The 24,385-nt window shown below is 65.4% G+C and carries 23 protein-coding genes; 9 read left to right on the top strand and 14 right to left on the bottom strand.

Annotated elements, in window-relative coordinates; genetic code table 11:
* The first annotated feature begins 172 nt into the window (after nt 1-172).
* Nucleotides 173-760, top strand: coding sequence for a LysE family translocator (locus tag AC2CQI_RS04275; RefSeq protein ID WP_075803174.1), 588 nt, complete (start codon nt 173-175; stop codon nt 758-760).
* On the opposite strand, the gene AC2CQI_RS04270 is transcribed toward AC2CQI_RS04275, so the two are convergent.
* Together AC2CQI_RS04270 and AC2CQI_RS04265 are read right to left on the bottom strand one after the other, a co-directional pair.
* Complete coding sequence (locus AC2CQI_RS04270) at nt 749-1,534, bottom strand: AraC family transcriptional regulator (RefSeq protein WP_075803175.1); 786 nt, start codon at nt 1,532-1,534, stop codon at nt 749-751. The two genes, AC2CQI_RS04275 and AC2CQI_RS04270, sit on opposite strands and share 12 nt — an antisense overlap.
* 2,521 nt (nt 1,535-4,055) lie before the next feature.
* Entirely contained in the window at nt 4,056-4,586 is a 531-nt protein-coding gene (locus AC2CQI_RS04265) for a helix-turn-helix domain-containing protein (protein WP_075803177.1), read from the bottom strand.
* A gap of 151 nt (nt 4,587-4,737) precedes the next feature.
* Between AC2CQI_RS04265 and AC2CQI_RS04260 the strand changes: the two genes are divergently transcribed.
* The 3 genes from AC2CQI_RS04260 to dkgB all read left to right on the top strand — a co-directional run bounded on the left by AC2CQI_RS04260 (nt 4,738) and on the right by dkgB (nt 7,419).
* Nucleotides 4,738-5,520, top strand: a complete 783-nt coding sequence (locus AC2CQI_RS04260) for an aldolase (RefSeq protein WP_484579291.1) — start codon at nt 4,738-4,740, stop codon at nt 5,518-5,520.
* A 20-nt stretch (nt 5,521-5,540) separates the two neighbouring features.
* Nucleotides 5,541-6,428: a dihydrodipicolinate synthase family protein gene (locus AC2CQI_RS04255; RefSeq protein WP_075803179.1), complete on the top strand. Its 888-nt coding sequence runs from the start codon at nt 5,541-5,543 to the stop codon at nt 6,426-6,428.
* 187 nt (nt 6,429-6,615) lie between these two features.
* A complete protein-coding gene (gene dkgB, locus AC2CQI_RS04250) occupies nt 6,616-7,419 on the top strand; it encodes a 2,5-didehydrogluconate reductase DkgB (protein ID WP_484580580.1) in 804 nt (267 codons plus the stop codon).
* A 1-nt stretch (nt 7,420) separates the two neighbouring features.
* Here the strand turns inward: dkgB and AC2CQI_RS04245 are convergent, their stop codons facing one another.
* Nucleotides 7,421-7,669, bottom strand: coding sequence for a DUF2790 domain-containing protein (locus AC2CQI_RS04245; RefSeq protein ID WP_075803181.1), 249 nt, complete (start codon nt 7,667-7,669; stop codon nt 7,421-7,423).
* 152 nt (nt 7,670-7,821) lie between these two features.
* Here AC2CQI_RS04245 and pdxR point away from each other — a divergent pair, with 152 nt between their 5' ends.
* Nucleotides 7,822-9,255 (top strand): MocR-like pyridoxine biosynthesis transcription factor PdxR, encoded by a 1,434-nt coding sequence (pdxR, locus tag AC2CQI_RS04240; RefSeq protein ID WP_484579290.1) that lies wholly within the window; start codon nt 7,822-7,824, stop codon nt 9,253-9,255.
* Here pdxR and AC2CQI_RS04235 read toward each other — a convergent pair.
* Complete coding sequence (locus tag AC2CQI_RS04235; RefSeq protein WP_484579289.1) at nt 9,248-10,462, bottom strand: CynX/NimT family MFS transporter; 1,215 nt, start codon at nt 10,460-10,462, stop codon at nt 9,248-9,250. The genes pdxR and AC2CQI_RS04235 overlap by 8 nt on opposite strands.
* Nucleotides 10,459-10,917, bottom strand: a complete 459-nt coding sequence (locus tag AC2CQI_RS04230; RefSeq protein ID WP_075803184.1) for a nucleoside deaminase — start codon at nt 10,915-10,917, stop codon at nt 10,459-10,461. The genes AC2CQI_RS04235 and AC2CQI_RS04230 overlap by 4 nt, the downstream gene beginning before the upstream one ends.
* Nucleotides 10,918-11,010: 93 nt before the next feature.
* Here AC2CQI_RS04230 and AC2CQI_RS04225 point away from each other — a divergent pair, with 93 nt between their 5' ends.
* Nucleotides 11,011-11,859 carry a LysR substrate-binding domain-containing protein gene (locus AC2CQI_RS04225; protein WP_484579288.1) on the top strand — a complete coding sequence of 283 codons (849 nt, stop codon included), beginning with the start codon at nt 11,011-11,013 and terminating at the stop codon, nt 11,857-11,859.
* A 111-nt stretch (nt 11,860-11,970) separates the two neighbouring features.
* Here the strand turns inward: AC2CQI_RS04225 and AC2CQI_RS04220 are convergent, their stop codons facing one another.
* The 4 genes from AC2CQI_RS04220 to AC2CQI_RS04205 form a co-directional block, all read right to left on the bottom strand.
* The gene (locus AC2CQI_RS04220) at nt 11,971-12,429 is read right to left on the bottom strand and encodes a DUF3237 domain-containing protein (protein WP_484579287.1); all 459 of its coding nucleotides are present in this window, start codon (nt 12,427-12,429) and stop codon (nt 11,971-11,973) included.
* Nucleotides 12,430-13,527: a polyamine ABC transporter substrate-binding protein gene (locus tag AC2CQI_RS04215; protein ID WP_484579286.1), complete on the bottom strand. Its 1,098-nt coding sequence runs from the start codon at nt 13,525-13,527 to the stop codon at nt 12,430-12,432.
* A gap of 131 nt (nt 13,528-13,658) precedes the next feature.
* Entirely contained in the window at nt 13,659-14,993 is a 1,335-nt protein-coding gene (locus AC2CQI_RS04210) for an alginate export family protein (RefSeq protein WP_484579285.1), read from the bottom strand.
* A gap of 119 nt (nt 14,994-15,112) precedes the next feature.
* Entirely contained in the window at nt 15,113-16,318 is a 1,206-nt protein-coding gene (locus AC2CQI_RS04205) for a serine hydrolase domain-containing protein (RefSeq protein ID WP_484579284.1), read from the bottom strand.
* A 144-nt stretch (nt 16,319-16,462) separates the two neighbouring features.
* Here AC2CQI_RS04205 and AC2CQI_RS04200 point away from each other — a divergent pair, with 144 nt between their 5' ends.
* Nucleotides 16,463-17,077, top strand: coding sequence for a TetR/AcrR family transcriptional regulator (locus tag AC2CQI_RS04200; RefSeq protein ID WP_075803190.1), 615 nt, complete (start codon nt 16,463-16,465; stop codon nt 17,075-17,077).
* Between the two features lie 138 nt (nt 17,078-17,215).
* Here AC2CQI_RS04200 and gudD read toward each other — a convergent pair whose 3' ends face one another.
* From gudD to AC2CQI_RS04180, 4 genes are all read right to left on the bottom strand, one after another.
* Nucleotides 17,216-18,565 carry a glucarate dehydratase gene (gene gudD / locus AC2CQI_RS04195; protein ID WP_484579283.1) on the bottom strand — a complete coding sequence of 450 codons (1,350 nt, stop codon included), beginning with the start codon at nt 18,563-18,565 and terminating at the stop codon, nt 17,216-17,218.
* Between the two features lie 34 nt (nt 18,566-18,599).
* Nucleotides 18,600-19,967, bottom strand: a complete 1,368-nt coding sequence (locus tag AC2CQI_RS04190) for an MFS transporter (protein ID WP_075803192.1) — start codon at nt 19,965-19,967, stop codon at nt 18,600-18,602.
* 148 nt (nt 19,968-20,115) lie between these two features.
* Nucleotides 20,116-21,147: a LacI family DNA-binding transcriptional regulator gene (locus AC2CQI_RS04185; RefSeq protein WP_484579282.1), complete on the bottom strand. Its 1,032-nt coding sequence runs from the start codon at nt 21,145-21,147 to the stop codon at nt 20,116-20,118.
* 185 nt (nt 21,148-21,332) lie between these two features.
* Nucleotides 21,333-22,118 (bottom strand): NAD(P)H-dependent oxidoreductase, encoded by a 786-nt coding sequence (locus AC2CQI_RS04180; protein WP_484579281.1) that lies wholly within the window; start codon nt 22,116-22,118, stop codon nt 21,333-21,335.
* An 85-nt stretch (nt 22,119-22,203) separates the two neighbouring features.
* Here AC2CQI_RS04180 and AC2CQI_RS04175 point away from each other — a divergent pair, with 85 nt between their 5' ends.
* Together AC2CQI_RS04175 and AC2CQI_RS04170 are read left to right on the top strand one after the other, a co-directional pair.
* Nucleotides 22,204-23,106: a LysR family transcriptional regulator gene (locus AC2CQI_RS04175; RefSeq protein WP_075803209.1), complete on the top strand. Its 903-nt coding sequence runs from the start codon at nt 22,204-22,206 to the stop codon at nt 23,104-23,106.
* A gap of 86 nt (nt 23,107-23,192) precedes the next feature.
* Nucleotides 23,193-23,543 (top strand): avidin-fold protein, encoded by a 351-nt coding sequence (locus AC2CQI_RS04170; RefSeq protein WP_075803194.1) that lies wholly within the window; start codon nt 23,193-23,195, stop codon nt 23,541-23,543.
* Between the two features lie 113 nt (nt 23,544-23,656).
* Here the strand turns inward: AC2CQI_RS04170 and AC2CQI_RS04165 are convergent, their stop codons facing one another.
* Nucleotides 23,657-24,361 (bottom strand): SDR family oxidoreductase, encoded by a 705-nt coding sequence (locus AC2CQI_RS04165; protein WP_075803195.1) that lies wholly within the window; start codon nt 24,359-24,361, stop codon nt 23,657-23,659.
* Nucleotides 24,362-24,385: the final 24 nt, after the last annotated feature.

The raw sequence follows: 24,385 nt of genomic DNA, 5'->3' as shown, positions 1-24,385 counted from the left end.
CGGTTCAGGAAGCGACCGACAAAGTGGCAGGCAGTTTATACGCGCCGGGGCGGGCAATCGACAAAAAATGTCAAAAGGCCCCCGGGGGCTCGGGAAGGGCAGTTTTCTTCAATACCGGGCCAGGACTGCATCGATACAGTCCTGCCCTCGTTCCCCTGCAAGAGAAACACCCATGAGCCTGACCCTGTCCATGGCCGCCTTCGCGCTGGCCGCCTCCATTTCCCCCGGCCCGGTCAACCTGGTCGCCCTCGCCGCCGGCGCGCGCCATGGCCTGCGCCCGGCGCTGCGACATGTCACCGGGGCAACCCTGGGTTTCTGCCTGCTGCTGATGCTGGTCGGCCTCGGCCTGCATGCGGTCATGCTGCGCTGGCCGGGCCTGACCGAAGCGCTGCGCTGGGCCGGGATCCTGTTCCTGCTGTACATGGCCTGGAAACTGGCCGCCGACAACGGCCGCCTGAGCGACGGCGATGCGCACAAGGCTCCGGGCTTTTTCTACGGCGCGCTGATGCAGTGGCTCAACCCCAAGGCCTGGCTGGCCTGCGTCGCCGGGGTCGGGGCCTTCGTTGGCGAGGGCGAAACCGCGCTGCTGTGGCGCTTCACCCTGATCTACCTGGTGATCTGCTACCTGTCGGTGGGCTGCTGGGCCTGGGCCGGCACGGTGATCCGCCGCCATCTCGAAGAGCCGCGACGCATGCGCCTGTTCAATCGCGCCCTGGCTGCGCTGCTGGCCGCCAGCGCCGGCTACCTGCTACTGGGCTGAGCGGTAATGCCCGGGGGTCGCCGCCAGGTGCTGCTTGAACGCCCGTTGCAGATGGGCCTGATCGGCGAAACCGGCCTCGTGGGCGACCTCGGCGATCAACCGGCCGCGGCGCAACTGCGCGCGGGCATAGCGCACCCGCTGATCGAGCAGGTAACCGTGGGGCGTCAGGCCGAAGTGTTGCTTGAAGGCGCGGATCAGGTAGGACGTCGATAAACCCGCCGCGACGCCGATATCCTCAAGTTTGAGCGGTTCGGTGCAGTGTCGGCGGATGTAGTCCGCCGCCCGCTGCAAGCGCTCGCTGCCCTGCCCCGCGGTCTGCGGAGCCACTTCGATCTGCTCGCGCAACTGGCCGAAAAAGACTTCGGCGGCAAGGCGTTTGTCGTCGCTGGCGCAACCGCTGTCGGTCAGGCGCTGGTACAGCGCCAGCAAGGCGCGATACAGCCCCGGCGAGGTGCTCAGGGTCTGCGCCAGCGGCTCGAAACCCTGCGCCCGCAGCCACGGCATATCGACGTAGAGCATCAGGTAGGACCAGGGCTGGTCGGCGATCGGGTTGCAGGCATGCACCACCCCCGGGTTCATCATCACCACGGTGCCGGCATCCACCTCGTGCCAGCGTTGTCCGTCGAAGTAGGTGCTGCGCCCGGCGGTGATCGCACCGATGGAAAAGCCCTCGTGGGAATGTCGCGAATAACAGACCTTGCGTCCGTCGGCGACACCCCGGGCCTCGATGAACCCCAGCGCCGGATCGCGCCAGAAAGTCGAACCAGTGTTCATCGATAATTCTCCCGGGGTTGTGCGGAAACGATGACGAGCCTATCACCCACCGGGAGCCGCTGCCAGTCGCTGGTCGCTGGTCGCTGGGCAGATCGCGGTCGAGCACGGGCTGGAGCAAGGCCATCAGGTCCTGGTACAGGGCCAGCGGCCCAGCGTTGCGGCTACGGTCGAACAGCGCCAGCAACCGAGCGCCGACGCTGCCCTCGGCCAGCGGCTCGTAGCGCGCCGCCAGGTACAGGGTCTCGAACAGCGAATGGTAGCCATTGCGCAGCCAGAAGGCGCTGTTGGCCAACTGGAAACGCCAGTAGTCCGGCAGCGTCGGCAGGCCGTCGAAGAGCTGGGGCAGGTCGCGGCACAAGGCTTCGGTGGTGACGCTGATACCGCCGATGAAAGGCGCGTCCAGGTCGTCCATGTAGGCCGTGGCCGGATGCTGCGGATCGGGGGCCCATTGATGGGCGCCACGGTACTTGTCCTCGGCGATCAGCCAGCGATTGTCGCCACCCGCCAGCCACTGCGGGCGGGCATTGAGGATCAGCCAGGGATCGGGACGGGACAGCGCATTGCCCGCACGCAACGAATGCGCATGGACTTCGCCATGGCCGCCACCGAGCTGACCGGCGCGGATCCACAACACCTGGAACAGCACCTGCCGACGCAGGCTGCGGGGTGCTTCGTGCTCGGCGAGCAGCCACTTGAGCAAGCGCAGATCACGGGCGCGATGGGGCATCGGCTCCAGTTCGTCAGCCCGGAGTTGCGCTGCCTGGGCCAAGGTAGCCTGCAGGTAGGGATCATCCAGCAGCTTCTGCACGCCACCAAGCGCGTGCAGGCGCAAGGCCATGTCCGAAAGCAGCGTATCGAGCGCCGGCCATTGCCAGATACGCTCGGCGAACGCCCGCTCCCACCGCACCTTGCCCAAGGCATTGCCCTGGCCGTCGCGCTGGCTGTCCCGCGGCCTGTCCGGCACCGCCAGCAAGGCCCCCGGCGTGAGGTGATTGCGGTCCAGCAAGCGTTGCCAGTGAGCCAGGAACAGCGTGCGCTCGCGCGGGCTGTTGAGCCACGGACAGCCCCCTTCGCCCTGCTCGCGCAAGGCTTCCAATTGCGCGAAAAACGCCGACTCATGTGTCCAGACCCGCTGCACTTCGCTGGCACACAGATGCCGGCTGCCCTGCCCGTCCACCACGGCGAACGGCGTTGCCGCCAGGTACTTGCCGGCATGGGGCAGTTCCAGCAGGTACAGGTGCTCGCCAAAGCCGAGGCTGCGCTCCAGCTCGCGGATACTGACGAAGCGGCCGTCGCGGTCCGGGTCGTAGTGGCTGCTGGCGTAGCTGTCCAGGGCGATGGTCTGGAAACTGTCGATGTCGGCGTAGCGATTGAGCAAATCGTCCAGGCGTCGCGGCAGGTCAACCTGGCGCACCTTGCCCAGCGCATTGGGTTCGTCGAAGGCCTCGATGCCGATCTGGTTGCACACCTTGCGATCGACATTGATCACCCGCAACCGCGAGCCGTCCTCCATCACCCGCACCAGGAACCCGTCGCGCAAGGTGTGCTCGGAGACCAGCCACTGGCCCAGGAAGTCTTCGACGAAGGCGCTGCGCACCAGCACCGAGCGGATCGGCGCGAAGGTCGGCGAACGGCCCGGCTCGTGCTTGAGGCGATAATGCTGCTGCCAGGCCAGGGAGCGGGCCGCGGTGCCGAAGGAGAAGTTCATCAGGCTGCGGGTCCCGGTCACCAGCTGGCCGTGCTCGAGGTGCAGGTCCTTGTAGCGTCCGTCGAAGCTCGGATCGACCAGCGCTACGTTCATCCGCACATGGCCGGGGCGTTCCTCCATCAGCAGCAACGACAGGTTGACCGGTAGCCCATCGGAAGCCGGTGGTATCTCCTCGAAGGTCACCGGCTTGCCCTCGAGCAGCGCCCGGTAGCGCCCGACAACCGCCTGCCAGCCTTGCTGGCGGGCGAATGGTGTGACCCGACGCGTGCCACCTTCAGCGTCGATCTTGCGTTGCAGCAGGTCGATCATCCGTTGCAGGCGTTGCAGCAGACCGGCGCAGGGCTTGCGCAGTCCGTCTCCCGCCCGGATCAGGCGCAACGCCTTGCGCCAGGCGCCTTCGAAGCCGTGCATGGCGGCCTGCTGGCGGCTGTAGAGGTGGATATCGCGATCCAGCGCCTGACGGTAAGGGCTCTCGCTGTCGAGTGCTTCGCGCTGGCGACGCAGCAACGCCAGGTGCTCGTCGATAGTCTGCGGATTGTCTTCCAGGCTGAAATGCTGCGCCGCCAGCACGCTCAGGGTGGTGCGCTGGATCTCCAGCAGGCGCGCATCGACCTCGGCGAGGTAGTCGGCACGCTCACCGGGATCGAGGTGAAACCAGGGGCTGCGTTTCGGCGCGGTGGCGATGCGCTGGTCGATCAGGGTATTGAGCAGGCGGGAGTAATCCCGCGAGGGCTGGAGCATGGCGGTCATCCTTGAGGGCCGGGTGGAATCGCGATGCTAGTCGCGGTCCCGGCCCAAGGGCGCCGGCAAGGCCTACCCGGCGTCGTGCACCACCACCAGCAACTGCGCCGGTCCGTCGCCCAGGGAGCGCAGGCGGTGGGGGGTTTGCGCGTTGAAATACAGGGCGTCGCCCCGTTCGAGAATGACCCGCTCGTTCATGAAGTCCACCTCGACCTGCCCTTCATGGACAAACAGGAACTCCTCGCCAAGGTGCTCCTTGAAAGTGGAGTCGCTGAAGTCCATCGGCGGATTGATCAGGAACGGCAACAGGCTGCGCTGGCCGATCTGGTTGGCCAGTACGGCATAACCCGCTCCCCCGGCCAGCGACTGGCGCTCGCCACTGCGTACCAGGCTGTAGCGCGTCGGGTTCGGTGCATCCTCGGCGAACAACTCCTCGACATTCACATTCAGCGCGCGCGCCAGCTTCAGCGCAGCGGCAATCGATGGCGTATTCAGACCGCGTTCGACCTTGGACAGGTAGCTCTTGGTCATCCCGGAATTCTCGGCCAGCACCTCAAGGGTGATGCCAAGTTTTTTTCTCAGCAATTTCAAACGGATAGACATGCGCTACGGTGTTTTCCGGTCAGTGAGGAAACTTTTCACTTGCTCATGACACTTTGTGTCATATAGCCTTGTTTGTGTCACAGGACAAACCGCCCCGTTCGTTTTCCAGGCAACCGGGGCGGGCTTCACTCACTTCACCGAGGAGCACTCGATGACCGACACAATGACACTGTCCAAGGACCAGCTGGTCCGGCAGGCACTGGCGCGGATGCAAGGTTCGCTTGCGGATAATACGTGGACTGTCAGGGAAAAGCTGGCCCTGACCTGCCGCATTCTGTTTGACCGGGGTCACGATTCCGGCCTGGCCGGGCAGATCAGCGCCCGTGGCCCGCAACCGGGGACCTTCTACACCCAGCAACTGGGCCTGGGTTTCGACGAGATCAGCGCCAGCAACCTGCTGCTGGTCAACGAAGACCTGGAGGTGCTCGAAGGCGATGGCATGGCCAACCCGGCCAACCGTTTCCACAGCTGGCTGTACCGCGCCCGCCCGGACGTCAACTGCATCATCCACACCCACCCGACCCATGTCGCGGCGCTGTCGATGCTCGAGGTGCCGCTGCAGGTGTCGCATATGGACGTCTGCCCGCTGTACGACGACTGCGCGTTCCTCGAAGCCTGGCCGGGGGTGCCGGTGGGCAACGAGGAAGGCGAGATCATCGCTGCGGCCCTGGGCGACAAACGTGCGATCCTGCTCACCCACCATGGCCAGCTCTCCACCGGCGCCGATATCGAACAGGCCTGCGTTACCGCCAACCTGATCGAACGGGCAGCGCAACTGCAACTGCTGGCGATGTCCGCCGGGACCATCAAGCCCATCGACCCGGCCCTGGGCCGCGAAGCCCACGACTGGATCGACCGGCCCAAGCGCCACGGCGCTGCCTTCAACTATTTCGCCCGGCAAAGCCTGCGCAAGCACGCCGACTGCCTGAACTGACCTTTGCTGGAGCACAGACCATGAGCAACCTCTTCCACGGCATCATCGGCTACACCGTCACCCCTTTCAGCGGCAACGATGGCGAGCACCTCGACCTCGCCGCCCTGGGCCAGTCCATCGACCGCCTGATCGACGGCGGCGTACAGGTCATCGCACCGCTGGGCAGCACCGGCGAAGGCGCCTACCTGAGCGACCGTGAATGGAGCCAGGTGGCCGAATTCAGCCTGTCGCATATCGCCAAGCGGGTGCCAACCATCGTCAGCGTCTCCGACCTGACCACCGCCAACGCCATCCGTCGCGCACGTTTTGCCGAAGAACAGGGCGCCGATGCGGTGATGGTGCTGCCCGCCGCCTACTGGAAGCTGAGCGAGGCGGAAATCCTCCGGCACTACCAGCGCATCGGCGACAGCATCGGCATCCCGATCATGCTCTACAACAACCCGGCCACCAGCGGCACAGACATGTCGGTGCAGTTGATTCTGCGCATCGTCAAGGCGGTGGAGAACGTGACCATGGTCAAGGAGAGCACCGGCGACATCCAGCGCATGCATGCCCTGCAGCAGTTGGGTGAGGGCCAGGTGCCGTTCTACAACGGCTGCAACCCGCTGGCTCTGGAAGCCTTCGTGGCCGGGGCGACGGGCTGGTGCACGGCGGCGGCCAACCTGATTCCGGTGCTCAACCAGCAGCTCTATCGCGCGGTGACCGGCAACGACCTGGAGCGGGCGCGGGAGCTGTTTTACCGGCAGTTGCCATTGCTCGAGTTCATTCTCAAGGGTGGGCTGCCGGCAACCGTGAAGGCCGGGTTGAAGCTGACCGGGATCGATTGCGGCGTGCCGCGGGCGCCGGTGTTCCCGCTGGATGAGGTTGGGCGGGAGAAGTTGCAAGGCTTGATCCAGCAACTGGGTTGATACGACCGGCCTCATCGCCGAACCCTGTGGGAGCTGGCTTGCCAGCGATGAGGCCATCAGCACCACCAGAGATTTGTGCCCCAGCAGCAAAAATCTTGTGCCCCACTCCCCATTTTTCCTCTGCCCCCGCCTCGGGATACTACCCTCATCCCACCCCACTCGATGAGGACATCCCATGACACGTTCCATGACACTGCCCCTGCTCGGCCTCGGCACTTTCCGCCTCAAGGACCAGGTGGTCATCGACTCGGTGAGCCAGGCCCTGGCGCTGGGCTACCGGGCCATCGACACGGCGCAGATCTACGGCAACGAGGCTGAAGTCGGCCAGGCCATCGCCGCCAGCGGCGTGCCCCGCGACCAGCTCTACCTGACCAGCAAGATCTGGACCGAGAACCTCGGTGCCGACCGCCTGATCCCCAGCCTCAAGGAAAGCCTGAACAAGCTGCGCACCGACCATCTGGACCTGACCCTGATCCACTGGCCTTCGCCAAATGGCGCCGTCCCGGTCAGCGAATTCATGGGTGCACTGATGGAGGCCAGGGCCCAGGGCCTGACCCGGGAAATCGGTGTGTCCAACTTCACCATCGACCTGCTGCGCCAGGCCATTGCCGTGACCGGCCCGGGCCAGATCGCCACGAACCAGATCGAACTGCACCCGTACCTGCAGAACCGCCGCCTGGTGGACTTCATGCACGCCCAGAAGATCGCCGTGACCTCCTACATGACCCTCGGCTACGGCAAGGTCCTGCAGGATCCAGTGATCCAGGCAATCGCCGCGCAGCACAACGCCACCCCGGCGCAGGTCACCCTGGCCTGGGCCATGCAACTGGGCTACGCGGTGATCCCGTCGTCGACCAGGCGCGAAAACCTGGCCGGCAATCTCAAGGCCGTCGACCTGCGCCTGAGCGAAGCGGACATGGCCCGCATCGCGGCGCTGGACAGCGGCCTGCGCATCACCGACCCGGCGGGGCTGGCACCGCAGTGGGACTGAGTCAGCCCTGGTCGGAGCACTCCTCTGCCAGTTTCAGGTAGTGCAATTGATGCTGCTGGCCGTGGGAGTCGAGGTAGGTCATGGTCGCCTTGACCACCTGGCATTGGTGGTCGCTCGACGGCTCGCGCAGGTCGAGGACCCTGGCGACATCCAGAGGCATGCCGTAGTGGTATTGCGGGATGCCGTCCTGGGTGGCATGGGCGGCACCCGGCAGCAACAGGACGAGAGGCAAGAGCAAACGCAATTTCATGGCGGAACTCCTTCGTAAAAGGTAGGCACCGAGCTGCGATCACATCACCTTTGAGTGTGGATTCACCTGGTTGACTCCGTAGTTCGGGCGGATCAACGGCAGTCCGATCGGTTAATCTGACGAACTGCTTCCTCGCCCCGGAATCCTGCTTCATGGAACTGCATATCACCCTGCACGGCCGCAAGCATCTGGCCGACCAGCTTTACCGGCAATTGCGCGACGCTATCGACAGCGGCCGCCTCGCCGCCGGCAGCCAGTTGCCGCCGACCCGGCTGCTGGCGGAGCAGCTCGGGGTGTCGCGCAAGACCGTGGCCGAGGCCTATTCGCGGCTGACCAGTGACAACCTGCTCAGCGGCCAGGTAGGACGCGGAACCTTCATCACCCCGCAGCCGCTGGCGCAAGCGCCCAACGCCCGTGACACCCCGCTGGCCAGCGCCGACACCCTCGCCCGCTGGCGTGCCCGTGGCATCCCCTTGGGCCGCCCCGCCCTCGCCCAGCCCTCGCGCTACGACTTCGTCGGCGGCGCTTCGAGCAAGGTGCATTTCCCTTTCGATGCCTGGCGCCAATGCGCGCAACACGCCCTGCGTCAATGCCAGCGTACCGACACCCGCTACAGCCATGCCCAGGGCCTGCCGGAGTTGCGCGAGGCCATCGCCCGGCATATCGCCTTCGCCCGCGGCGTGCGCTGCACGGCGGCGGATGTGCAGGTGTGCAACGGTGCCCAGCAAGCGCTGGACCTGATCGCCCGGGTGCTGATCGAACCGGGCTGCACGGTGGCCATGGAAGACCCCGGCTACCCGCCGGCCCGGCACCTGTTCGAAGCCCTCGGCGCGCGAATCCGCCATGTGCCGGTGGATGCCCAAGGGATTCGCGTCGACCTGATCGAGGATGGCGTGCGGCTGATCTATGTAACGCCTTCCCACCAGTTTCCCCTGGGCATGGCCATGAGCCTGGAGCGTCGCCACGCCCTGCTGGCCCGTGCCGCGCAACTGGGCGCGGTGATCATCGAGGACGACTACGACAGCGAATTCCGCTACGCCAGCCGCCCCACCGACGCCCTGCAAAGCCTCGACGAACATGGCCTGGTGGCCTATGTCGGGACCTTCTCCAAGACCGTGCTGCCGGAGCTGCGCCTGGGCTATGCGATCCTGCCGCCCGCCTTGCAGGAGCCGGTGCGCATCGCCAAGCAGTTGAGCGACTGGCATACCTCGACCCTGAGCCAGTGGACGCTGGCGCGGTTTATCAGCGAGGGCCATCTGCTCAAGCACATTCGCCGCTGCCACGCGCTGTACGCCGCGCGGCGCGAGCGCATCCTGCAACGCCTGGCGGGAGACCTGAGCCCGTGGTTCGAAGCGGTGCCGACCAGCGCCGGCTACCACCTCAGCGCACTGGCCAGGGGCGAGCTGGATGTGGAGTTCGTCATCGCCCTGGCGCGCAAGGTGGAGGTGGGGTTGTACTCGCTGGCGCCGTTCTACAGCGAAGTGACGCCCAAACCCGGCCTGCTCCTGGGCTTCGGCGCCATCGAGCTGCTGGATATCGACCCGGCGCTGGACCGCCTGCGCGATACCTTGCAGTCCCTCAGCTGACTGCCCGGGCCGGCTCGGCGCGATCGGCCATGGCCGTGCCGTAGCCCTTCGGTGCAAAGCGCCCGGTCACCAGCAGCATCAGCACCACGGTCACCGTCAGCAGGGTCCAGGAAGCCTGGAAGTCGCCGCTGATATCCCGCAGCCAGCCGGTCAGGTACGGCACCAGGCCGGTGATGATGAAGCCGATCCCCTGGACGAAGGCCGCCAGCCCGCCGGCATGGCGCGGCTCCTTGAGGTGTTCGAGGGTCAGGGTCAGGCTCAGGCTGAAGCAGGCACCCAGGCCGAAGCCGATCAGGCCCACCCACAGGCCGGGGGACAAGGCCGGGTCCAGCAGCAGGCCGGCGAAACCGATCAACTGCGAGGTCAGCGCCAGCCACAATCCGGGACGCCGGTCGGCCATCCCGCGTAGCAACAGCGGCAGCCCCAGGGCGCCGACCACCTGGAAGATGGTCATCACCCCTACCAGCTCGCCACCGGCCCGGGCACTGCCGCCGACTTGCTGATAGTAGGCCGGCAGCCAGGCCACCATGCTGGTGTAGCCGCCGTTGATCAGGCCGAAATACACCGCCAGCAGCCAGGCCCGGCGATTGCCGAAGAAGTGCCCGCCGCCGCTGCCGCCACGCCCGGCGGCGGCTTCCAGCTTCGGCCCCACCAGCCCAAGCAGCAGCAGGGCGAACAACACTGGCAACAGCCACACCCCCAACCCCGCCTGCCAGTGACCGAAGTGCTCGGCAACCCGGGGCCCGAGCACCGCCGCCACCCCGCCGCCACTCATCAGCGCCGCCGAATACACACCCATGGCCAGCGCCAGGCGACGGGAAAACCAGCGATTGACCAGCCCTGGCATCAGCGCCTGGACGAAGGCCACGCCCAGTCCGGCCAGTACCGCACTGGCGATCAGTGCCGTGCCGCTACCCAGCAGCAGGCGCCACAGGCAGGCCAGACCGATGGCGCCCAGGCCCAGCAGCAAACCGCCCTGCTCGCTCAACCAGCGCCGCAGCCAGGGCTGCAACAACGGCACCAGGCCCATGCACAGCACCGGCAATGCGGTAAGCAGGGCGGCCTCCTGATAACCGATGCCGGTGCCGCTGCGAATATCTTCCAGCAGCGGCCCGATGCTGGTCAGGATCGGCCGCAGGTTGACCGTCACCGCGATCACCAGCGCCATCAGCGCCGCGCCACGCCAGCGCGAATCAGCCGGGGTCATGTCGGCCGCACCTGCTGCCACTGGGCATACAGCCCCTCTTCACCGACCGGTTTAAACGGACGCAGCGGCAGCGACTGCTGCTGCGGCGGCCGGGTCATCTGTTCGTACACCGCCGCAGTGGACAAGCCGTAAGGCTCGCCTTCGGCATTGTCATAAGCGAACCACGCCCGCTCGATCCCGCACAGGTGCATCGCCGCCAGGCACATCGGGCACGGGTGGCCGCTGGCGTAGATCTCGCAGCCGTCCAGGCGCGGGCGACCCAGCACCCGGCTGGCCTGGCGAATCGCCTGCAGCTCGGCATGAGTGGTGGGATCGTTGCTGCTGTGGATCTCGTTGACCGCCCGGGCGATCACCTGGCCCTGATGGACCAGCACCGCGCCAAAGGGCCGGCCGCCGGCCCGGATGTTGTCCCGGGCCAGGGCCACGGCTTCACGCATGAAGGCTTCGTTAGCCATCTCGACTCCTCGCTGACGAATGAAGGGCGATTATCCCGGGCGGCGGGTGTAGCATGAAATTAATTGATTTCATGCATACCAGTGGATTTACGCATGCTTGACCCGCTCCTGCTCCGCGCCTTCGTCACCGTGGTCGAAACCGGCAACTTCACCCGTGCCGGCGAGCGCCTGCATTTGACCCAATCCACTGTCAGCCAGCAGATCATCCGCCTGGAGCAAAGCCTGGGCGCGCGCCTGCTGGATCGCAGCCAGCGCCAGGTCTGGCCCACCGAGGCCGGCGAGCGCCTGCTCGGTTATGCCCGGCGCATCCTGCGCCTGGAAGAGGAAGCGCGGCAGGCACTGACGCCGGCAAAGACCGAAACAGCCCTGCGCCTGGGAGCGCCGGAGGACCTGGCCGGGGAACTGCTGACCGAGGCGTTGCGCGGCTTTATCGGCGAGCGCCCGCACCTGCGCCTGGAAGTGGAAAGCGGGCTGAGCAACCCGCTGCTGCACCTGTATCGCAATGGCGAGCTGGATATCCTGCTGGTCAAGCAATGGGGTGCGGACCGGGATGCCCATGCCTGCTGGCCTGAGCCACTCTCGTGGGTATGCAGTGCGCGGGGCATGGTGGCCGATGATCCGTTGCCGCTGGTGGTGTTTCCGGTGGGGGCGCTGTATCGGCAGGAGATGATCCATGCCCTGGAAAGCAGCGGGCGGCCGTGGCGGATCAGCTATTCCAGCACCAGCCTGGCCGGGCTAGGGGCGGCGGTGAGTGCCGGGTTGGGGGTGAGCCTGGTGCCGAGTCGCTGTGTGCTGGAGGGGCATCGGGTGCTGGGGGTGGAGGATGGTTTTCCGCCGGTCGAGGGGCTGGCGCTGGCCCTGTATGCCAGGGCCGGGCTGGATGAGGATGGGGTGGCGTTGCGGGGGTTGCTAGAAACCCTATGTACAACGCGATCAAGGTAGGAGCGTGGCTTGCCCGCGAAGGAGTGCGAAGCGCTCCCAAAATGGTGCTGACTGCGAGAATCTGGGACCGCTCCGCAGTCCTTCGCGGGCAAGCCACGCTCCTACACAGGGCTATACCAACCGGTAAACCGCGATCTGAACCTGCTCCGTCGATGGATAGGTAACCCGTCCGATAAAGCACTCCTCCCGCAACCACCCCAGCCGCCCCTCGGCCACCTGGAACCGCGGTGAACAGCTACAACGATAGCGCTCCTCCGCCAACGGCCACTGCCCCTCGGCCTCCAGCCGCTTGCCTTCCTCATCCAGCACCAGCAAGCCGAGGTTATGGATATTGATCCGCTCCCCCCTATCGCTGAGCAGGCTGTAGCGGGCATCCAGCTCTCCTACCCCGTCAGGCCGCAGCAGATACTGGTCGGCCCCACCGGGCAGGACCCCGCCGACCAGGCCCGGCCCTTCGAAATCTCCTCCCAGGATCGGATAGTTGGTCCGCGCTCCATCCACGCAACGGCCCAGTTCCTCTCCCGGGCCAATCCGCACGCGCAAGGTCATCACCCACGTCAGTCCGTTCATTCAGCGATTGCTCTTGATGGTGGTCCAGGTCCGGGTGCGCACGCGCTCCACCGCATTGGGCAGCGGTTCCAGGGCGAATAGCGTGCTGCGCGCCGGCTCCGGGATGTACATGTTCGGGTCGTTGCGGATCACCTGGTCGACCAGGGCGGTGGCGTCCTTGTTCGGGTTGGGGTAGCCGATTTTATTGCTGATCTGCGCAATGACCTCAGGCCGCAGGATGTAGTCGATAAAGGCATGGGCCTCCTTGGCGTGGGGCGCATTGACCGGGATCGCCATCACATCCGCCCACATCGGCGCGCCTTCCTTCGGCAAGGCCATGGCCACCTTCACGCCCTTGCCCGCCGCATTGGCCAGGGTCCGCGCCAGGGCGATGCCGCCCGACCAGCCCACCGCCGCGCAGATATCGCCATTGGCCAGGTCCATGCCGTAGCGTGACGAGTTGAAGTAGCTGATGTTCGGCCGGGCCTGGAGCATCAGGGCCTGGGCTTTCTTGTAGTCGGCGGGGTTTTCGCTATTGGGGTTCAGGCCCTGGTAATGCAGGGCGATGGGCAGGATCTCCCCGGCGGCATCGAGGAAGCCCACGCCGCAGCCGGCCAGGCGCGAGAGGTTTTCCGGCTTGAAGATCAGATCCCAGGTGTCCAGCTTTGCGTCCGGCCCAAGGGCTTCACGCACCTTGTCGACGTTGTAGCCGATCAGCGTGGTGCCCCACAGGTAGGGCACGGTATAGCGGTTGCCGCTGTCGCCCACCGCTTCCAGGCTGGTCATGAAGGCCGGATCCAGGTGGCTCCAGTTGGGCAGTTGCGCCCGGTCCAGCGGCTGTACTGCGCCGGCCTGGATCAGCTTGCCGATATTGGAGGTGCCGGGGAACACCACGTCGTAACCGGAGTTGCCGGTGAGCAGCTTGGATTCCAGGGTCTCGACGCTGTCGAACACGTCGTAGACCGGGCGGATGCCGGTGTCGCGCTCGAAGTCCTTGAGGATCTCCGGGGGCAGGTATTCGATCCAGTTGTAGATGCGCACTTCGGGTTGGGCGAGGCAGAGGGTGCTGGCGAGCAGGGAAGCAGCGGCCAGGGCGCTACGCAAGAAAAGCTTGGACATTACAGAAACTCCATCATTTGCTGATTCGACGCGGACCCTGTGGGAGCTGGCTTGCCAGCGATTGCTGTAGTGAATTCACCATCGCAATCGCTGGCAAGCCAGCTCCCACAGGGTTTGCGGTGCTCTTTTGGTCAGTAGCGGTAGGTGAAATAGGCTTCTACAGCACTGAATCGCTGGTCATCACCAAACACCTGGCGCGCCGCTGACCTGGCACTGACCCAGTTGTACGAAAGCGAGGTATACAGCCGCGGTGTCGGCGTCCAGTCCAGATAGATCACCGTCTCGTCGGCAAACCGCCGGCTGTCCACCGGCATGCCCTGGTAGTTCTTTTCATCGAGCCAGAACTGGTAGTGGATAGTGCCCAGGCTGAGGGTTTCACTGAGCCGGGTCTTGAGCGAGAACTGCTGGACATTCTCGTTGCTGTTGAACAGCAGGTAGTTGCCGGTGATATCCCCGACCAGCCAGGTACTCCAGTCGATAAAGCCCTTGCTCAGGGCATCCCAGTTCTTCTGGCGCTTGTCGCCAAGGTCGTCGTCGCCGGAGAAGTGCGCGTAGCGATAGCCCAGCACCGGGCTCAGCGGCAGATCCTCGAAGGCATAGTCGGCCTGGGCGTACCAGGCGTTGGCGTCGTAATCCACCCCATCGCCGCTGCCGCGCTGCACGGCATATTCGGCATTCAGGGTCAGGGCCGGCACACCCGGTACCTTGCCGTGCAGGGCCCGCAGGTTGTAGACCTGCATGCCGTCGCGCGCCGCTCGGGCCGTGCGGTTGCTGGCCAGGGCATCGACCTGCATGGCCATGGCGCCCAGGGTCACCTGGCCGTCGAGGTCGTAGTCGAGGTTGATGCCGTTGAGGCGGTAGTCGCCCAGGTGATCGTCGGTGCGCAGGCTGAAGCCCTGGACCTGCAACGGCCCGCCGTCCCAGGCGAGCAAGGCGGAATCGCGAAACGCCGTGCGCGGGCCCAGCCAATAGGCGCCATCGCCGAACATGTCGAGATTGCCATCCATCACGATAAAGCCGTTGCCCACCAGGTAGTTCTGGCGCCCGGCGGTGAACTTCAGGCTCCCCGCACGAAACCCGGCCCAGGCCTCCTCCACCGTGGCGCGGCCGTCGGCGCTGTTGCTGTAGCCGCCCGGATCGCCATCGCCGAAGGTAGTCGCCGCTACCATGGAACCGCCTGCAAGCAGGCTGAAATCCGGATTCAGTCGATAGTCCAGGGTGATCCCCGGCTTGAGGTAGAACTCCTGCCAGTCGGCGCTTTCACCCGTGTTGTGGCCGCTGCGCAGGTCCGTGCGCCCGGCACCGAAATTGACATTGCGCGCGCTGAGCGTGGCGCCGCCGGCACTGAGTGTCAGCTCGCCCTTGAGGTCCCCTTCTTCGAAAACGTAGCCGGCCAGCGCCACCTGACTGGCCGACGCCAGGCCGAACGCCAGCGCCACGCCGGCATAACGCGGAGTGCGATGCATATGAAGCTCCTGTGCATTTGTTGTTGTATTACAGGGCAGTGGAAGCAGCGCAGAACGCCGCCAATCTCCGGCACGCCAGAGGCGGACGCCGGGTCAGCGGCATCCGCAGTTTCTTGTAATCAGCCGCGCAGGCCGGCCGCGATGGCCCGCAGCATGCGCACGCTGTCGGCATCCTGTTCGCCTACCGCCTCCGGCAGCGAGGATTGCTTGACCATCACCGTGCGCGACGGCACGTCGATGAACAGGTACTGGCCGTGGATTCCGCCGGCCATCAAGGCCTGGCTGTGGTCGTTGAACACGTACCACTGGCTGCGGTAGGAAGCGCCGGGGGTCCAGTGGGAGAAATCGGCGTTGTTGGCATAGATCGCCGGATCGGCGCCGCCGAGGATGCGGGCGATGGCGTCGGCGGCGATCAACTGTTCGCCATCCTGTTGCCCGCCATCCAGCAGCAACTGGCCGAAGCGCGCCATGTCCCGGGCCGTCGCGCTGAAGCCGGCTCCGGCCACGCCACGACCCCAGGGATCGGCCATGAAATAACCATCGCGCTCGCAACCGAGGGCGCTCCACACCTGCTCCAGCAACGTGCTGCAGGCTTCGCCGCCGGCGCGCTCCATCACCCAGGCCAGGGCTTCGGTGGTGGCAGTGACGTAATGGAAGAAACCGCCATGCTCGCCGCGTTTGCGCAGGGACGGCAGGTACTGGTACAGCGACTCGAACTGCCGGTACGCCTCGGGCGCCGGCTGGAAACCGCAGGCGTAGCCGTATTGCGAACTCTCCGAGGCGGGATCGTCGTAGACCTCGCTGTAGGCGATGCCCACGGCCATATCGAACAGTTGCCGCACCGTGGCGTCGCCGAAGGCGCTGCCTTCGAGCTCGGGCACGTAGTGGCGGGCGAGGGCCTGCGGATCCAGCTTGCCGAGGGAGACCAGATGCTCGCCCAGGGTGCCGATCAGCGACTTGGTCACCGAGAACATGATGTGCCGGTCATGGGGCTGCTGGCCGTTGAAGTAGCGCTCGTACACCACCTTGCCCTCCTGCAGGACCAGGAAGGCATCGGTGTTGCTGGCCTCCAGGTGCCCGGCAACGCTCACCGAGGGGCCACCGACGCTGTCGAAACTCCACTGCTCCAGTGCCTGCGGGGCACTTTCGAATTCACGTACCGCCCTGCCCCCGGCAGGTACATCGATGCTGGGCCGCAACCGCGCCAGGTTGCGAAAACTCCAGCGATTGAACGGCGGACGCATCCAGTTGGCCCAGGTGACGCGCTGGTCTTGCGGTGCGGGGAAACCCTGCATCAGCGGGGCGGTGGTGACGATAAGGCTCATGGGTCGATCCTGAGAAATGACTCTGCGTCGGAGCAGATGCCATTAAAGAATTAACCCTGTAAAAACCTTTAGTCAATAAAATGTTTTACCGATACAAGCCTGAGAGGTATTCTCTGCCCACCGATGCAAAGCCAGGGAGCCAGCGTGAGCGGACTGCGGGAACTTCAGAAGGAAAAGCGCCGACAGGCGATCGCCGACGCGGCCATCGCCCTGTTCCAGAGCCAGGGCTTCGAGGCCACCACGGTGGAGCAGATCGCCCGGGAGGCCGGGGTGTCGGCGCCGACGGTATTCAAGTACTTCAACAGCAAGCAGGAAATCCTCCTGGAGATGATCCGCGAGGCGGACAGCCACGCGCTGCTGGACTTGCGGGAGCAGATCGGCCGTTTCGAGGACCCGGTGGATGCACTGTGTCATCTGGAGTCGCTGCTGATCGGCTACTCGCTGGAGGTGCTGCCGGCGCCGCTGTGGCGCGAGCTGCTGCCGCTGATCCTGAGCAACGAGCGCGAGGGACTGCCGCAGGCGTACCGGGAGATGAATGCGGCGCTGCAGGGGCAGATCGCCCAGGTGCTGGTGGACCTGCGGGACCAGGGCAAGCTGCGCGCGGACCTGGACGTGGAGCTGACGGCGTTTCTGCTCAATGACTACTCGCACCTGCAATTGCTGCGGCTGGTGAGTTCGGCGGAACCGGATCGGGAGGCGCATGCGCGGCAGGTGCGGTTGACAACCCGCCTGGTATTCGAGGGGATGCGGCCGGTCTGATCGACGACCAGCCGACAACAGGCCCGCATCAACTGCCATCGCGTAAATCGTCGAGCGGTTCAAGGCTCCAGTAGCCGACACATAACCCTGTGGGAGCAAGCCAGCTCCCACAGGTCGGTATCGAACGCTCGACAGTGCTCAGCGCACCAGGCACGGCCGCTTGTTATCGAAGGTCCATCCCTGCACCAGGTACTGCATCGCCACCGCATCATCCCGGGCACCCAGGCCCATGTTGCGGTAGGTCTCATGGGCCTGCATCAAGGCATCCCAATCCAGCTCGACCCCCAGCCCCGGCTTGGCCGGCACCTGCACCAGCCCGCCTTCGATCTTCAACGGCTCGCGGGTCAGGCGCTGGCCGTCCTGCCAGATCCAGTGGGTGTCGATCGCCGTGACATTGCCCGGCGCCGCCGCCGCGACATGGGTGAACATCGCCAGGGAAATATCGAAGTGGTTGTTGGAGTGCGAGCCCCAGGTCAGCCCCCAGTCATTGCACATCTGCGCTACCCGTACCGAACCCTGCATGGTCCAGAAATGCGGGTCCGCCAGCGGGATATCCACCGACTGCAACTGGATCGCATGGCCCATCTGCCGCCAGTCGGTGGCGATCATGTTGGTCGCGGTGCGCAGGCCGGTGGCACGGCGGAACTCGGCCATCACTTCACGGCCGCTGTAGCCGTTCTCGGCACCGCACGGGTCTTCGGCATAGGCCAGCACTTGATGCTGGTCCCGGCACAGGGCGATGGCTTCCTTGAGTGACCAGGCACCATTCGGGTCAAGGGTGATACGCGCCTCGGGGAAACGCTCGGCCAGGGCCGTGACCGCTTCGATCTCCTCTGCGCCACGCAGCACGCCGCCCTTGAGCTTGAAGTCCTTGAAGCCATAGCGCTCGTAGGCGGCCTCGGCCAGGCGCACCACGCGCTCCGGGGTCAGGGCTTCTTCATTGCGCACGCGGAACCAGGCGTTGTCGGCATCGGCTTCGCTGCGGTACGGCAGGTCGGTGCGCTGGCGGTCACCGACGTAGAACAGGTAGCCAAGCATCTCCACGGCATCGCGTTGCTGCCCTTCCCCCAGCAGCGCCGCGACCGGCACTTCAAGGTGCTGGCCAAGCAGGTCGAGCAGCGCGGACTCCAGCGCGGTGACGGCGTGCACGGTAATGCGCAGGTCGAAGGTCTGCAGGCCCCGGCCACCAGAATCGCGATCGGCAAAGGCGTGGCGCACCTTGTTCAGCAGGCCCTGGTAGTTGCCGATGGACTGGCCGATGAGTAGCTCGCGGGCATCCTCGAGGGTCTTGCGGATGGATTCGCCACCCGGCACCTCGCCGACGCCGGTGCGCCCGGCGTTGTCCTTGAGGATCAGCACGTTGCGGGTGAAGTACGGGCCATGGGCGCCGCTGAGGTTGAGCAGCATGCTGTCGTGGCCGGCCACCGGCACCACCTGCAGTTCGGTGATCAGCGGTGTGCCCTGGGCAGCCTGGGTCATTGCGTTCATTGGCATTTCCTTGTGGTCTTGTTGTAGGCGGAGTTCAACGGGAGGTCGCGACGGCGTCAGGCGCCGGGGTGGATTCGGGCAGGCCATGCAGTTCGATACGCTTGATATCACCGACCACGAACAGGTAGCTGATGGCAGCGATCAGGGCGTTGATGCCAATGAACACCAGGGCCATCTTGAAAGAGCCGGTGGCGGCGATGATGTAGCCGATGACGATGGGCGTGGAGATGGAGGACAGGTTGCCGATGGTGTTGAACAGCCCGCCCGCCAGCCCGGCGATCTGCTTGGGCGAGGTGTCCGACACCACCGCCCAGCCCAGGGCGCCGACGCCCTTGCCGAAGAACGCCAGGGCCATGAAGGCCACCACGATCCAGTCGGCTTCGACGTAGTTGCACACGATCATCGACATGGACAGGACCATGCCCAGCACGATCGGCGTCTTGCGCGCCACGCTCAGGGAGTTGCCGCGGCGCAGCAGCCAGTCGGAGAACACCCCGCCGAGAATGCCGCCGAGGAAACCGCAGATCGCCGGCAACGAAGCGATGATCCCGGCCTTGAGGATGGTCATGCCGCGTTCCTGCACCAGGTACACCGGGAACCAGGTGAGGAAAAAATACGTCAGCGAGTTGATGCAGAACTGCCCCAGGTAGACCCCGGCCATCATGCGGTTACTGAGCAGTTGGCGGATATACGCCCATTTCGGGCCTGCGCGGCGCGCCTGTTTCTGCTCATCGAGATCGACCAGCCCACCGTTGTCGGCGATGTACTGCACCTCGGCGGCGTTGGCCAGCGGGTGCTTGCGCGGGCTGTGGATGACCTTGAGCCAGACCAGCGAGAACAGCATGCCAAGCACGCCCATCATGATGAACACATGCTCCCAGCCGAAGCGATAGACGATCCAGCCCATCAGCGGCGCGAACAGCGCGGTGGCGAAGTACTGCGCGGAGTTGAACACCGCCGAGGCCGTGCCGCGTTCCTTGGTCGGGAACCAGGAGGCGACGATTCGCGAATTGCCGGGGAACGACGGCGCTTCCGCCAGCCCCACCGACAGGCGCAGCAGCACCAGCAGGACCACCGCCGTGCTGGCGCCGAACTCGCCGACGTAGCCCTGCAGGAAGGTGAAGAACGACCAGGTGAAGATGCTCGCCGCGTAGACCCGCTTCGAGCCGAAGCGGTCGAGCAGCCAGCCGCCGGGGATCTGCCCGAGCACGTAGGCCCAGCCGAAGGCGGAGAAGATGTAGCCGAGGGTGATGGCGTCGACGCCGAGCTCTTTCTGGATGCTCGAGCCGGCAATGGAAATGGTCGCGCGGTCGGCGAAGTTGATCGTCGTGACCAGGAACAGCATCAGCAGAATCAGGTAGCGGACGCGGGTCGGCTTGGCAGCCGGTTGGGCCTGTTGCATGGGTAACGCTCCCACGGATTTATTGTTGTGCGGGTAGTCGGGTTGCTCGCCGTGGACGTATGTCGTCGTACAACGATAACGTTATCATGATATGGATAACGTTATCATTCAAGCACCAGGAAGGGCTTTTTGTCGGACAAGCGGATTTTCAGGTGCTGGCGCGTTCGATCAGGCGGAATCCGGTATCGTGCCGTTCCACTGCCTTGCCGCCGGCCAGGCGACGCAGCAGGGCCTCGGCCACGGTGCGGCCCATGGCGGCGGAATTGACGCTGATGGTGGACAGCGCCGGATGGGCGTGCTGGCTGTCGACGGTGTCGCCGAAGCCGAGCACGGCGATGTCTTCGGGGACGCGCAGGCCTTGTGCGGCGGCCTCTGCGAGGACACCGAGGGCCACGCTGTCGGAGCTGCAGAAGACCAGTTGCGGGCGTGGATCACGTTGCAGCAGGCGGCGCAGCCCTTCCCTGCCGACCGACCAGGTGGACGGTAGGGGCAGCACTTCGACCGGTACATCGTCGATACCGAGTTCGGTCAGGCGCCGGGTCATGCCGTCGCAGCGGCGGATGCCGCGAGGGTCGTCGACGGTGATCACGGCGAAGCGCTGGTAGCCTTTGGCATGGAAATGCGCGGCAACCAGTTGTCCTACCTCTTCATGGGAAAAGCCGACCTGCATATCCAGGGCGTGCTCGCTCAGGTCCCAGGCCTCGACCACCGGGATGCCTGCCGAGGCCAGGCGTGCGCGGCTGCCATCGGTGTGCAGGGTGCCGGTTAGCACGATGGCGTCCGGGCGGCGACCGAGGATCGCCTCCAGCAGCGCCTCTTCCTTCTCCGGCGAATAGCCGGTCGGGCCGAGCAGCGAATGATAGCCCGCCTCGGTCAGGCGCTCCATGACCGACTGGACCAGGGTGGCGAAGATCGAGTTGGCCAGGGTTGGCAGGAGGATCGCCACCAGGCGGCTCTTGCTGGAGGCCAGGCTGCCGGCCAGCAGATTCGGCACGTAGCCCATCTCGCGGACCACTTCCAGCACCCGTTCGCGGGTGGCTTCGCTGACCCGCTCCGGACGGTGCAGGGCTCGCGAAACCGTGATCGGCGAAACGCCTGCCACCCGGGCTACGTCGATGACGGTGACCGGGATCTCGCCTTGTTCGGCGAGGGCCAGTTCTCTTCTGGATTTTCGTGCCACGGGGGTCTTCCGGCGCTGGTGATTGCTGGGGGGCGAGCTTAGCAAAAACGACGGGGAGGCTGGCAGGGGCAAAGAGGTTGTCTGGTCCGGCCTCATCGCTGGCAAGCCAGCTCCCACAGGGTCCGCGTGCGCCGCAGAACCTGTGGGAGCTGGCTTGCCAGCGATGAGGCCGGCAGGGCCAACAATCAGCCTTGGGATTGCAGGTGAATCCCAAGCCCCTCCTCCCCCGGCGCCAGCTCGGGCCTGAGGGTCAACTCGGGAATCAGATAATCCCCGCCATTCTGCCGGCGGAACGCAATCGGCGCATCACTCCACAACCCGTCCAGCCGTTGCTCAAGTTCCCCGCAAGCCGCCGCAAACCCAGCCTCATCGACCCGACTGGTGCGATGCAGCACATACGGCGGCAGCACCTCGAACCCCGGATAGAACAGGATCCCGTGCTGGATCGGAAACAGTATCGCCTCCATCGGCCCATTGATCCCCCGCGGCGCATAATGCGATTCCCAGCCCCCGGTACTGACCATCAACATCGCCCGCTTGCCGCTCATGCTGCCCTCGCCATAGCGGTCGCCCCAATGCGTATCGGAATGCTCGCCCACCCCGTAGGCAAAGCCATAGGCATATACCCGATCGACCCAGCCCTTGAGGATCGCCGGCAAACCGAACCACCACAGCGGGAACTGCAGGATCACCGCATCGGCCCAGCGCAGCTTGTCCTGCTCCAGGGCGATATCGGCGCTCTGGGTACCGTCGGCGTAGGCCTGGCGGGAATCCTCCGAAGCCCGGAAACGCACGCCCGGCTGACCTTCGGTATTGTCGTCGGCATCGATCTGCGCCTTGAAATTCATCGCGTAAAGGTCCGAGACCTGCACGCTATGGCCCTGGCGCTGCAAGTGCGCGACCGCATGGTCCTTGAGCGCACCATTGAGTGAGCGTGGTTCGGGGTGGGCATAGACAATCAGTACATTCATTGTAAGGCTCCACAAGGTGATGGAGCGCATCATGGCGAGCGACACGGTATAGTTGAAATGAATATCCAATATGCCAGGTATTGCCATGCATGATGCCTTGCGGCGCCTCGACCTCAACCTGCTGGTAACCCTCGACGCCCTGCTCACCGAGCTCAATGTGACCCGCGCCGCGGAGCGCCTGCATCTGGCGCAACCAACGGTGAGCGTGCAACTGGGCCGGCTGCGCGACCTGCTCGACGATCCGCTGCTGCTCCCTGGCCCGCGTGGCATGCGCCCCACGGCGCGGGCCGAAGCGCTACGTGCGCCGTTGCGCCAGGCACTGGAGGCGTTGCATCTGGCGGTCGCCCCTGCGCAGCCCTTCGATCCCGCCACTGCCACGCACACCTGGCGGGTGGCAGCCACCGACTATGGCGCCTCGACCATCCTCCTTCCCGCCCTCGCCGGCATTCGTGCCGCCGCACCGGCGACCCGCATCGCCGTGCTCGATCTGCAGCCGTCCGCCATGGTCCGCCTGGCCGAGAACGGCGAGATCGACATGGCCTTCCATATCGCCGAAGCCGCTCCGGCGGAGCTGCGCCAGCGTTCGCTGTTCGTCGAGCGTTATGTGCTGGTGGGCCGGGTCGATCATCCGAAACTCAAGCGCAAGCCGACGTTGAAGCAGTTCTGTGCGCTGGAGCAGGTGATCGTCTCGCCGGATGGCGGCGGCTTCCACGGGCCGACCGATGCAGCGCTGGCGGAGCAGGGTTTGAGTCGGAAGGTGGTGCTGTCGGTACCGCATTTCATGTTGCTGGCGGCGGTGCTGGCCGGGTCGGACCTGGTGGCGATGGTGCCGCAGCGGCTGGTGCTGGCGGACCCGCGCTTGAAGGTGATGGAGGCACCGCTGGCGGTGCGCGGCTTCGAGATGCTGATGCTGTGGCCGGAGCGGGTGCATCGGGATCCGGGACATCGGTGGTTGCGGCAGATGATCGTTAACAGCTTGGGAAGCTGATGCCGACTGTGTCCGCGTCGAGCTTGATTTCCGCTGGCGATCCAATAGGGTGGAGGCCTTTGAAACTGCCAAGGACGCATCCTTTCATGGACCTCCACACCCGCCTGCACAACCGCCGCTTCACCGTCGCCGCCAATGCCAGCGGGCTCTCCGGCAGCGGCACAGTGTTCCACTACCTGCTCGACGGCGACGGTATTTCCAGCACCTACCAGGGTGGCCGGATTCGCGTCGGCAACCAGGTCGGCCGGGTGACCGGGCCGGACAGTATCGAGTTGCTGTTCCAGTGCCTGACCAATGACGGCGAGATGCTTGCCGGGTGGTCGCGGGGGACGGTGGGCGTGGATGAAGCCGGGCGGACGACCCTGGCCTTTGTCTGGGGCTGGCTGTCGGGGGCCAGTGGGGGTGGTGAGTCGAGCTATGTGGAACTGGTTGAATAATGAGTTGCTGCTGAGGGCCTCATCGCTGGCAACGCCAGCTCCCACAGGGATCGGCGGCGCTCAAAATCCTGTGGGAGCCGGCGTTGCCGGCGATGAGGCCAGCAGCAACACCCTCAAATGCTGCGAGTCACCCCACCATCCACCTTCAGATTCTGCCCGGTGATATACCCGGCACCCTCGCTAGCCAGAAACGCAATGGTCGCCGCAATCTCCTCACTGGTCCCATAGCGCTTCAGCGGCACACTGTCACGACGCTGATCGGTCGACGGCAGGCTGTCGATCCAGCCCGGCAGCACATTGTTCATCCGCACATTATCGCCGGCATAGGTATCGGCAAAGATCTTGGTAAACGCCGCCAGCCCGGCGCGGAACACCGCCGAAGTCGGGAACAGATCGATCGGCTCGAAGGCCCAGGCCGAGGAAATATTGATCACCACCCCACCCTTCTGCCGCTGCATGATTGGCGCCACCAGGCGGGTCGGGCGGATGACGTTGAGCAGGTAGGTGTCCATGCCCTTGTGCCAGTCCTCGTCGCTGATCTCGAGGATCTGCGCCCGAGGCCCGTGGCCGGCGCTGTTGACCAGCACATCGACCCGGCCCCACTGCTCCATCACCGCGTCCACCAGGCGTTGCAGGTCTTCCACCGACTGGTTGCTGCCGGTCACCCCGACCCCGCCCAGCTCCTTGGCCAGCGCCTCGCCCTTGCCGGACGACGACAGGATCCCGACCTTGTACCCATCGGCCGCCAGCCGCCGCGCGGTGGCCGCGCCCATGCCGCTGCCGGCGGCGGTTATGATCGCTACTTTTTCGACTGCCATATTGCCTCCTGGGGTTCGGACTCT

Source organism: Pseudomonas sp. P2S-1 (genome assembly GCF_057197725.1).
This window is presented reverse-complemented; position numbering and strand designations above follow the sequence as displayed.